The following is a 9667-nucleotide window of genomic DNA, read 5'->3' on the forward strand; positions in this document are numbered from 1 at the left end:
TGACTCTATTATAATCTACTGGTATTGGTAAACTACAAACTAACGATTTCTAAAGCCAAATCAAAGATTTGGCGGTGGTCAACTAACGAACGACACTTCCTAAAAGCTACGAATGCCATATGCTTTATACTAGCGTGTTAGGCAAAGTTATTTTTATGTGTGAATTATTTCTAAGTTAAGTTTCTTGATTTTTGAATATATAAGAGCAAAATCATCTTCAGTAAAAATAAAAATGTATGGTGTATCATTATGATATGTTTCGCAACGACCATTTATTTTTTCTTCGATTTCATTCCTGTAATCTTTGGCCGTAGGTACTTCCCCGTATGTCTCAAAAATATAACCAATCATTATATCTTTTAACTTAAATCTTAAACTAAAACACCTGTAATAATAATCCTCTGTCCAAGTTGCGTATCGACTACTTCTATCTTGTCTGACATGAATAAAATAAGCACTTGCTGTTTTTAAATCTTGATACCTCATATGTTTACCATTAAAAACAACACCAGAGTAATCAAATATTAATTGCATTCTTTTATATGACGCTATGCTTCTATTAGTATAATATATGGTTGCGCTCAATAATATTATTGCAATTGTAGCTAAATATAAATTAAATCGGTCTGCAACTGCGGCCATAAAGGCAATAACAATAAAAACAACTATTGTAACAGAGAGTTTTATTAACTCAGCATTAAACACCTGACGTTCATAATTATTAATTCCTATTATTTTTTTTCTTTGAGTTGTCATATATATTTAGCTTAAAAACACATACACGATAAGGATATTTAACTTTTATGTCCTGCAATATTTAATTTTGCCTAACGGACTGAATATGGGGCGTTTGGCACTTTGAAACACCTACCTATCAAACCGCTAATATTTTTATTAATTGTTACCATGCTCAAATTTAGCACTATCCGCCAAATGACCTATATTTTTTGTTATGCGCTGGCATTCATTAGTATCCATACGTTAAAAACATAAAAATCCGCAATGGTTTCCACTTTTTCAAATATCTATCAACAAAATCTTTTTCACGTTCCAGATCAGAAATTAAATCGGGCATTCTGTCTCTTGCATCAGTAATCAAGTCGTTAAGTTCCGAGCTTGAAGAAATCAATTTATTAAACATTTCATTCGCTGCATATACTCCTTTGTCAGCACTAACAATCAAATCTATTACTTGAGAATCATTCAGTTTTGGATTTCGGAATTGTCGGTTCTTATGAGTTATATACAAATTGTAATTGTCAATCCCATAGTTTAAAGTGTCAATCGCTAAATTGTACTTTCTGTTTGTTATCTGAAGGATATTTTCATCAATCTGCTTTTGAATCAGGTTGTTTTTAACCCCGCACTTTATAATCCGTTTATTTGAATTTTCAAGTTGAGCCAAATCATTACTTATCACAGATTGTTGAATTGAATCATTAAATGCAAAATCTCCAGATTTATCAAGTTTTGAGAAATCTTTGGAGATAAATTCATCGTTATTTAGTGGGTTATCTAGAAATTGCCACACTGGGTCAAATGGCATATGGTCTTGAATAAACTCTTGAGGTGTTTTTAAAAAGTAATCATCTCTAAATTTGTGGACATACTTTCCTCTAAACTCGTATCCTGCAGCCCATGTTACATCTATCATATAATAATTCGAATCAATAACAATCCCATTCCATGCGTGACTGACATCTGCAATTTCCCCGAACACATCTCGTGTGTATCCACTTATCAAATAACTCTTTAAACCAACAGATTTGCTCATTGCAAGAAAAAGTTCTGAGTAATGCTGACATACACCTTTTCTTTCATTAAGAACTTCGTCAATAATTTCTTGGTCAGAACCATAACGTAAATCTGAATTTATTTGAGTTAAATCATATTGAATATTATGGGCAATCCAAATGTAAATGGCTCGTGCTTTTTCTGTATCTGTTTTTAAGTCATTCGTAAGATTTTCTGCTATATCTTTGAAATCGGTCAAAGAATCAGGAACAACTTTGGATTTTTCATCAATCGTTGAGAAATCAGTTTGACCAAAGCCAATTGTAGTTATTATCAAAAATCCTGAAAGTAAAATCTCCTTTATCATCTGTAATTTAATGTTTTGTAGTCGTTCGCCTTGCTTGCGCATAACGTTTGGCTAGATGAAGCTGATTGGCGATTTAACGAACCAAACCTTCCAAATCTCCAATGAGCCAAATCTTTTATTTGTTTTTATCTTTTCAAGCCTAAAGCCAAATCAAAGATTTGGCGGTGGTCGATAACCAATCTAAATTCCAAATTCTCAGGAACGCCAATTGCTTTATACTAGCGTGTTGTGTGGCGTTATTTCAACTTTCTTAGCATTGAACTAAAAGTTCTTATTTGAATATTTGGCATTAAAGTTTTATTCCATGCAGATTTTAATTCTTGTCTGATTTCATTGTCTTCAAATTCCTCTTCTTTACCTAGAATAAGGATACCATTAACCTCCCTAAAATCCTTCAATTTCAATTCATCACGAAAATATGCCTGTTGCTTTCTACAATAATCAATATACTCAACTAATTGAGAAATACCTTTGTTACTTTCTGATGTTAAATAATATTCATCTTGAGAACTTTTCCTAAATAATTTCTGATTAGCACCTTTAATCTCAACCACCCACCACTGAAAACCATCCGAATTTTTGCCTCCAACAATAAAATCAGGAATTAGTCCCCTTTTGTTACTCACTCTTGATTTTATTTGTTGTTTAGATAGCACCCAAATCCCATGATTGCCTGTGTTATCCAAAATTGAATCAAATAATTCTGGATTGTCTGTAAGGCATTTATCAAGTTCTCTTTCTCCTGCATTACTTTGTATTAATTCTGTAAGTCTAAATACAGCTTTATCTTTAAGAAATATTTTATGGGTAAAATATTCTTTTGGAGGATAATCAGCAGGATGTTTTATTTCTTCTTTATTTTTAGGTATTGGTTTGGGTGCTGTTGGTAATTTCATTTAAACTAATTTTTTAAAAAAACAATTAAATATCATTTAACTTCTCTTGGTGCTTTTTCTCATAATGATTTTCACTTATTTTCTTTAAATTATTATTTGTAACATTCATAACTAAAACATAGCTACCTGGGTCTGAGAAATTAGGGATAATTCCAATATTATATGTTACTCCATTCTTATTTGCTATAAATGTGCCACACATTGTTTCAATTTTCTCTGTGTGAGAGAATTTTAGACTGAATTTTTTTTCAAAAGCAGCCTTCAAATTTTCAAATTCTTGAAATGTAATATATCTATCTGTATTAATACCTGATTTAAAAATATCAAAAGTAGAATAAGAACCATATTTCATACTAGTCGGTTTAATAAATATGTCATAAATTCTACCGTCGGGTAATTTACTTGCATTAAGATAATACCTAGCCTTTACAAGGCTTGTTACTTCAACATCTACTTTTTGAGTACTCCCTAATTTAATTCCTTTAATTTCAATTTGTCCAAATAAAACAGTTGGTAAAAGGAATAAAATGATTGTCAATTTATTTTTCATTCTTTGTAATTAATTAATAAATATTATGCCAGTTACTTTGTGTTAATTTTGAAAATCTAATATTTATTCTACTTGAAATTGGTCATTATGCCACACAACGGCTAGGCTATGAAGCGTAAGTGAATATTAACCGTACTCACTTCCAAATTTCACCGAGCCAAAGCGTTGTATTTGTTTTTATCTTTTCATTTCTAAAGCCAAATCAAAGATTTGGCGCTGCTCGCCGAAACTCAGAACAAATCAAAATGAGTCGGCTCACTTATGCTTTATTAGCCATTGTTGTGTGCTTGTGCTTTATTGTGCATAAACTACTTTAACTTCTTTTGTTCCAATATCAACCAGATAACACCCTTCGTAGCCCGAAACATTTCCTGTTATTGGTAGAATTACTTCAAAAAATCCATCCGCGGTTGTTTTCTCAGACAATTCTGAATTTAATTTGTCAAGATTATATCTATACACCAACCCATCAATATGGTCTAGGTAAAACTCCAGAATTAAATCATTTTCTTTTTTAATGCTATATATAATGAACTGATTTGTTTTCCAACCTTTTGTCTTTATGTATTTTTTTAGAATCTCTACAGCAATACATTCTTTAGAATCAGCTGTTTTAAATTCATTAAGTTTCCAATATGGTAAATCCGAAATTATCGAATCAAGCTTATTCTTAGAAATTTGATTTGCAACTTCTCCAAATTCTCTTTTTGTTTTATAAATTTCATTTTTGTCACATTCGCTTTTTCGCCCACAACTTAAGAGTAATACGAACTGAATTAGAAATAGAACAATTAAGCTGTAACTATATTTCTCTTTGCCGGTATTGATTCTCATATTATAAAAAATGAAGTTGATATTTCGTCACGTAGCATAGCACACAACGGTCTCGGGTATGATGCGTAGCTTGTGTTGCGCCTGCGGCAAGCTATGCATTATGACCCATTGTTAGCAGCTGCATTTACTTTGCTTTTTCAATTAATTTGTCTAAAGACACAACTAAAGCATCAATCGAATTCCTTTTATGTGTATTCAAAGATGTTTCTGGTTTTTTTGCTACTGCTTTTGCAACGGTTGATTTTACCTGTGCTTCCATCTGCTCAGTCCATGGCTTACCTTGCGAAAGGAAAATAGCTCTCATTCGCTCAGACCATTTTTTATTTGTCCTAAATTGAGGCACAACATTTACGCCATATTCCTCTTGTATTTCATTTAAATACGCATCTTTGTTGAGACAGTCTTCAAATTCTGAATTGGTCATTCCGTTACAATTAATAAAAGTACAATCGCGAACTTTCAAACTATCATCATCTTTCGCTTTATTAAATGCATTTCGCCCTGCAGCATCGTTATCTAACAGAACATGTGTTGAACAAAGAGAATTCTTTAAAAGTGACAGTTTGTAAGATAAGTTACCAGCACCACCAATCTTATCAATAACTAATAAATTACTTTTTAATGCTTTCGCAATTTTGTCACTTAATGTAGGGAGTATAGCTCTTAATGAAATGATATCCTCTTCACCTTCAACTACTAAAACATAGTTTGCATTCAACAGATTATCAGAAGCTTTAACTCCAATAATGTCTCTTATTTCTCTAATGGATTTGGCAGCTTTTGCTTTACCTGAGTCAATTATAATATTTGAGCGAAGATTATTTCTATCAACAAACAAAGGGTTATGAGTAGATACAATTACTTGATTAACACCAGCGAGTTCATAAATTGTATCTCGAAGTATATGTATTGCTCCTGGATGTAAATGAGACTCTGGTTCTTCAATAGCGACTAATGACACAACACCCTCTTTAACTGATATATTCTTTAATAATCCTAGAGCTGCTAAACTTTTAACGCCATCACCTTTAAATTCTAGATTGGTTTTATTTCCATCATCTATTACAATGTCTAATTGCTGTCGTAATGCATATCTTCGTCGACCTTCTTGTATTTCAATCGAAACATCTTTTATGTGTGGAATGAACTCTGTTAAAGACTCCTTGATGTTCTCCGATAATGAATTTAAAATCGGAGTCTGCAAGTCTTTAATAGTATCAAGCGCTTCTTTATACTTTTCGTCTGATTCTAACTTTGCCAGCTCTTCAGACATCATTTCATTAACTACTTTAATAGCTTCTTGGTCTGTTCTAACTGCAGGTATGTAATTAAAAAATATTCTATCTGCTATATATTCAGCTATATTTTTAGATTTCGAATTTAAAGTTTTAGCACCTCTACCAGTCTTAATTACTTTAATTTTTGGCTCTTGATCTTTACCTATTCTAATTTCAATTGGTAAGGTTCCGTTGAGATTACTGCCAATTTTCGACTTAAATTCCTGAACTTCACTGGAGTTTAATTCAAACTCCAATCTAAATATTGATTGGGTATTTTTTGTCCGTGTTTGGTATGGAATTGGAAAATCCCGTTCCCATCTATAATGAGATTCATTATTTCTACTTAAATATCCAAGGCTATATCGTCTTCGGCTCGAATCAGCATGAAACCTTAATATGTTCATCGCAATATTTAAAGCTCTGAGCATATTGGATTTTCCTTCATTGTTTTTTCCAATTAACACTGCAATCTCTGTAATTGGAATTCGATATGCTTGAGTTATACTCCTAAAATTTGTTACTGAGAATTTTACTAAGTTCATTTGCTGTTTTGGGTTTTATGTTGCTGCTAACGGCCTGCCGCATGAAGCTGAAAGGGGATTTAATCTTACAAATTTTCCAAATTGGGCAGAGCCAAAGCGCATATTTTGTTTTAACTTTTCATTTCAGAGCCAAATCTGCGATTTGGCGGTGGTTGCCGAAGCTACAAAATTTCCAAAATAGTCCGAGCCCCTTTTGCTTTATAGCGGTTTGTTATGGCGTCGTTTTTTATTCTTTTAATTCATCCATTTCAATCAATAGGAACATACATTCGTCTTTGGGCTCTCCAACTGTTTCAGAACAACCATCTGAAATAACTCCAATTTGGTTTAAATCCAAATCGTCAACAACCCCTTTAATTTCAATGTTTGTAATTTTAAATTTTCTAAAGTCACCTGTTGACATTTTAAAATATAGGATGTCATCAATATGGAAACTTGTTTTAACCTCCTTTAAATCTTCATTAAAAATGTATTTCAAATAATTATAGTCTGCTGTTTGAATACAGAAGCCTTTAGCTTTAAAGATGAAGAGCGGATAATTCTTAACTTCGGTTGCTTTCATTTTTCTTAATTTCTTGTATTAATACTTAATAAATATCCCAGTCTGAAATAGATAAGATACAGGTTTGCATATCTTCAATACTTATATCTTCAGTAATTTCATATATTTCATTTTCTAGATTGTTGACTGGTCTTGGTACGAAAACATTATAGTTGTTAATCTCTTCCATTAAATTATTAAGTATCGTTACCTTTAATTCAATATATTTTAACCTGTAGCCAGTTTCATTAGAATAAGTTATAGTCTTTAGCTTCTTGCTCTTTTCCTGACTTAAATGTGTTGAAATGTTGGTGATTCTAATATCATTATCAGGCTTAATGTAAAAGCCAGAACTAACGCATTCTAAACTTTTACTATATAGTTTTTGATTGTTAGGTGTCCTATTTGATTTACCGCCTAGTTTATTTAATGTCAATGTTTCTCGCTGATAATCAAACATGATATTACTAAACTTACTTAGTACAGATTGCCCAAGTAATAAAGGAGCATAAAGTTCATGTACAATGCTCGCTTCAATATTTTCTAAAGTTAAATTACCAATCTCAACCTTGGATAAAACCACTTTTGTCCCCTCTGATATTTCTCCATTCGCGAGTCTATAGTATTCTTTTGTACCCATTTGGCTCTCTTTTAGATACCCATTCTTTAGCATGAATATCGCTTCTGTCAATGAAATAGATACATTACTTGCTCCTGTATCAAATATAAAATTAAGAGGTAACCCATTGACTTTACATGGCATTGTATAAACACCATTATTATTAGTCATTTTAATAACAGTCTGGGAATTGACAGATATGCTATATAAAATAGCGACTAGAACTAATAGATATTTATTCATATACTTAATGTTTTGTGTGTGCAAATGCGCCATAACGGAACCGGCTATGAAGCGAAAGTGATTTGTTACCAAATTTACCTTTCAAAATGCTAAGTAGCCAGAGCGTTGATTTTGTTTTTATCTTATACTTTTCAAAAGCCAAATTAACGATTTGGCGGTGGTTTCCGAAGCTAAGAACCAACCAGAATGAGTCGGCTCACTTTTGCTTTATAAGCCATTGTTGGCAACAGTAATGTGTTTATTATATGTTATTTGTGATTCAAAGACCTTGGTAATGTTAAAATAAATCCCTTTAATCTTGGCTTTATTCCTACGCACTTTAATATAATCATAATACTGACCGACAAGTTTCTGCGTTATAGGTTCGAATCCAATCGCCCCAAGTATATCATATTCATGTCCAGGTGAAATAACATGAAATGCGGTTGATTTAGTTTTTCCGTCACCGCTTGCTAAAATTGTCTCAATAATCATTTTAGCCTTGTACAAATATTTGTTCTCATTATCTGTATCACCGTTTTTGTGATAATAATAAATTAGTTTGTTTAAATCCCTAATATTAAATGGGTTTGTCTCAAGCATCAATTTTGTATACTTAAATAAAGAATCAATATCATTGGTCGTTAATTGTTTCTCTGGTCGTTTGGCATAATAATCCACCTTTTTTTTCAAATCAGCATTTCCGTATGGCTCATATTTTGAATTGTATATGAATCCAAAATACAAATGGACATAATCCTCTCTGTCTAGCGTAGTGTCATTCTCGACATATTTTGAATATAATTCTGGATAGTAAAATCTTGAATCAGGTCTGGAAATCTCTTTTCTAATCTCTTCGTAATTAGGTTGCGTAAAATCACTCTGAGAGAATAAGCTACCACAAATCAAGGTGAATGTTAGAATAAGTTCTATTTTTTTCATAGCCGACTTTATTATTTTACGTCTGTGCTTATTGTTGCCAACGGTTGGCTAGATGAAGCGTATGGCGATTTAACGAACCAAACCTTCCCAAACTCCACTGAGCCAAATCTTTTATTTGTTTTTATCTTTTCATTTCGAAAGCCAAATCAAAGATTTGGCGGTGTTTGATTACCTAACTACACTTCCTAAAACGTGCGAACGCCATATGCTTTATACTAGCGTGTTGGTAGCAGTGATTTATAGTAATTGACATAGATTGCATGTAATGCATCAGTGTCTAAAAGTAATGTATAGTTGTCATTGTGTAATATATGTATTACATTTGATTTGTAACTTTTTAAACAAATAGATATGAAAACGAAATTTCTTTTTCCAAATCATTTTGAAAGAATCGGTTGGTTTATCTTATTACCATCCTCATTTCTTGGTCTTTTAAATTTCTTCGAAATCCTTGAATTCAATTTTCTAGAAATTAATGTATTTGCAATCTATTCAGAAATGTTTCCTAGCTCTAGTACTACTTTCGGAGTAGTTTCAAATAACATTGCAAACGAAATTTTTGGAATACTTTTTATTATTGGTGCTATTTTTATAGGTTTTTCTAATGAAAAATATGAAGATGAATTTATAGCTAAAGTTCGAACAGAATCATTAGTATGGTCTATTTATGCTAACTATATTATTTTGATTTTTTGTATGTTGTTCTTTTTTGAACTAGGCTTTTTTTATGTGATGATATTCAATATGTTCACAGTTCTAACGTTCTTTATAATTAGATTTAAATATATGATTTATATGTCCCAAAAAAATCTGAATGATGAAAAATAATCTTAAGGTTGAAAGGGCTATCAAAAGTATAACCCAACAAGAATTAGCAAAAATAATCGGAGTAACAAGACAAGCAATTAATTCTATAGAGCTTAATAAATTTGTTCCGTCGACAATTTTAGCATTAAAACTTTCAGAGTTTTTCAACAAACCTGTAAATGAAATTTTCTTTTTAGAAGAAACCGATTAATACAAACAACCCCTATAAAGAAAGTAGGGGTTTTTACATTGCTACCAACGGTTGGCCGCATGGCGCTGTAGCAGATTTGCGTTGAGATTGTCCGTCCGAAAGGACGAGACTATCGAGGCGGG

General features: G+C 31.8%; 11 protein-coding genes. 2 read left to right on the forward strand and 9 right to left on the reverse strand.

Going from position 1 to position 9667, the window contains the following annotated elements; all coding sequences use genetic code 11:
* Positions 1–153: 153 nt before the first annotated feature.
* From JIV24_RS21350 to JIV24_RS21390, 9 genes are all read right to left on the reverse strand, one after another.
* Complete coding sequence (locus JIV24_RS21350; RefSeq protein WP_200467119.1) at positions 154–756, reverse strand: hypothetical protein; 603 nt, start codon at positions 754–756, stop codon at positions 154–156.
* Positions 757–967: 211 nt separating this feature from the next.
* Positions 968–2101 carry a transglutaminase domain-containing protein gene (locus JIV24_RS21355; RefSeq protein WP_200467120.1) on the reverse strand — a complete coding sequence of 378 codons (1134 nt, stop codon included), beginning with the start codon at positions 2099–2101 and terminating at the stop codon, positions 968–970.
* Between the two features lie 236 nt (positions 2102–2337).
* Positions 2338–2997, reverse strand: coding sequence for a Shedu anti-phage system protein SduA domain-containing protein (locus tag JIV24_RS21360; protein WP_200467121.1), 660 nt, complete (start codon positions 2995–2997; stop codon positions 2338–2340).
* Between the two features lie 25 nt (positions 2998–3022).
* Positions 3023–3547, reverse strand: a complete 525-nt coding sequence (locus JIV24_RS21365; RefSeq protein WP_200467122.1) for a hypothetical protein — start codon at positions 3545–3547, stop codon at positions 3023–3025.
* 294 nt (positions 3548–3841) lie between these two features.
* On the reverse strand, positions 3842–4381 hold the full coding sequence (locus tag JIV24_RS21370; RefSeq protein WP_200467123.1) for a hypothetical protein: 540 nt from the start codon (positions 4379–4381) through the stop codon (positions 3842–3844).
* A gap of 124 nt (positions 4382–4505) precedes the next feature.
* The gene (locus JIV24_RS21375) at positions 4506–6203 is read right to left on the reverse strand and encodes an ATP-dependent nuclease (protein ID WP_200467124.1); all 1698 of its coding nucleotides are present in this window, start codon (positions 6201–6203) and stop codon (positions 4506–4508) included.
* Positions 6204–6429: 226 nt separating this feature from the next.
* Positions 6430–6765, reverse strand: a complete 336-nt coding sequence (locus tag JIV24_RS21380; protein WP_200467125.1) for a hypothetical protein — start codon at positions 6763–6765, stop codon at positions 6430–6432.
* A gap of 25 nt (positions 6766–6790) precedes the next feature.
* Positions 6791–7606, reverse strand: coding sequence for a retropepsin-like aspartic protease family protein (locus tag JIV24_RS21385; RefSeq protein ID WP_200467126.1), 816 nt, complete (start codon positions 7604–7606; stop codon positions 6791–6793).
* A 207-nt stretch (positions 7607–7813) separates the two neighbouring features.
* Positions 7814–8527, reverse strand: coding sequence for a DUF4919 domain-containing protein (locus tag JIV24_RS21390; protein ID WP_200467127.1), 714 nt, complete (start codon positions 8525–8527; stop codon positions 7814–7816).
* 351 nt (positions 8528–8878) lie between these two features.
* On the opposite strand from JIV24_RS21390, the gene JIV24_RS21395 reads away from it, so the two are divergent.
* Positions 8879–9355 carry a hypothetical protein gene (locus JIV24_RS21395; RefSeq protein ID WP_200467128.1) on the forward strand — a complete coding sequence of 159 codons (477 nt, stop codon included), beginning with the start codon at positions 8879–8881 and terminating at the stop codon, positions 9353–9355.
* Complete coding sequence (locus JIV24_RS21400) at positions 9342–9545, forward strand: helix-turn-helix transcriptional regulator (RefSeq protein ID WP_234445916.1); 204 nt, start codon at positions 9342–9344, stop codon at positions 9543–9545. The genes JIV24_RS21395 and JIV24_RS21400 overlap by 14 nt, the downstream gene beginning before the upstream one ends.
* The last annotated feature ends 122 nt before the right edge of the window (positions 9546–9667 follow it).

Origin of the sequence: Carboxylicivirga marina, from assembly GCF_016612505.1 — a bacterium.
In the GTDB taxonomy this organism is placed as follows: domain Bacteria; phylum Bacteroidota; class Bacteroidia; order Bacteroidales; family Marinilabiliaceae; genus Carboxylicivirga; species Carboxylicivirga marina.